Annotated in this window: 1 protein-coding gene; it reads left to right on the top strand. The window is 56.2% G+C overall.

The features are described 5' to 3' along the window. On the top strand, positions 1-684 hold a 684-nt coding region (locus A3A5_RS0121685; RefSeq protein WP_232431429.1), incomplete at its 5' end, for an ATP-binding protein. Positions 685-1,528: the final 844 nt, after the last annotated feature.

Here is a 1,528-nt window from a genome sequence, read left to right as displayed (position 1 = left end):
GGTCGCGCTCGCTCGCCCGCAATCCGTCCGTATCGCCTGAGTTCAGCGTCACCGAGGAGCCCCTGTTTTCAATCTCGATTTATGCAACAACGCCGCAATGTGCTGGAGATTGTGAATGTTCCTCCGCCCCCGAACCTCTTGCATGTCATCTCGCTCAAGAAGTGCAAGAACGAAATCAAGAAGATCCTACCTCTTCTAATTGCCAAGAATTTCTACATCAACCACAAAGACTCGGAAAATTTGAAGAGCCCGCCCACTCGCACACTTCATCTCATCATCGACGAAGCTCACAATATCCTGTCTGAGCAATCCACTCGCGAGCATGAAATCTGGAAGGACTATCGGCTGGAACTGTTTGAGGAGATCATCAAGGAAGGCAGAAAGTACGGGGTCTACCTCACCCTCTCCAGTCAGCGACCCGCGGACATCTCGCCAACTATTGTTTCCCAGATCCACAACTTCTTTATCCATCGCCTAGTCAATGAGCGCGACCTCATGCTGCTGGACAACACCATCAGCACCCTTGACTCGTCCTCCAAGGCTCTGATACCTACCCTTGCCAAAGGCTGCTGTGTTGTCACTGGCACAGCGTTTGACCTACCCATGATCCTGAAGATTGATCCTCTCCTCAAAGAGCATCGCCCAAGCAGCGATGACGTCAACCTGGAAGAGCTGTGGGGTTAAGACCTTCGGCATGAAGCCTTGCCCTGCATAAATCGCTTGCGCGGATCCGCTGCGCCTGCGTCGGACCAAGTCTGCGGACCATCATCATCGCGACTGGCACAAGTGCCTGTCGGTTGAAGAACTCGCAAGCTGCCGATGCATTGGAGCGGACGATTTGTAGCAGCTTGTCGCTCTAAGGTGGTAGCGAATCGACACCTGCAATTACTTTCCAAGGCACTGACGTTCTCGCCGTCCAGCTATCTTTCGCTTGCCGGCACCGTGCGGGCCAGTTGGGCGCGGACGGGACGTCCTCCGTTGATGCTGCGGGGCCCGTGCCGGCTTTCTATCGCCTTTGCGACGCCATCCGCCATGTCCGGAATGCCGTCCTCGAAACTATCGAACCACTCCCGGATCCCGTCGGCCACAAACCTTAGATCACAAGTAGCGACATCCGGGACGCATCTGAATGAGACCTTCCACGTCAAAACGTCGTTCCGCTTGAGCCCGCCAGGCGTCGCGGTCGCGGGCAAGGATAGCGAGGCGCTGGTCTCGGATTGGAGTGTAACGCATAGCGCAGCCAAGGAATGGAGTTGCCTCGTATTGACGGCCGCTCACCGGTTTCTTGACCCACTCGTGCTTTCGCCAGCGGTATGGTGAACCGGAACCGACCGGCTTTCTGCGGAAAATACGGCAGCCCAGCCAGTTCCGGTTCCCTACATTTGTGCGACTTTAGCAGCTGATGCAGCAACAAAGGCGCTCCCCTCTTACGGTTTTTGACATAGCCCCCCTTATGTCTATTGCCGTTCGCGGGGCAACGATCCGTCAGAAATTGGCGGGCCCGCCGCATGGACGTGCACCCCATCCG

It is taken from the genome of Cupriavidus sp. UYPR2.512 (assembly GCF_000379565.1).
Taxonomy (GTDB): domain Bacteria; phylum Pseudomonadota; class Gammaproteobacteria; order Burkholderiales; family Burkholderiaceae; genus Cupriavidus.
The sequence above is the reverse complement of the archived record's forward strand: the minus strand, read 5'-3'. Positions and strand labels throughout refer to the sequence as shown.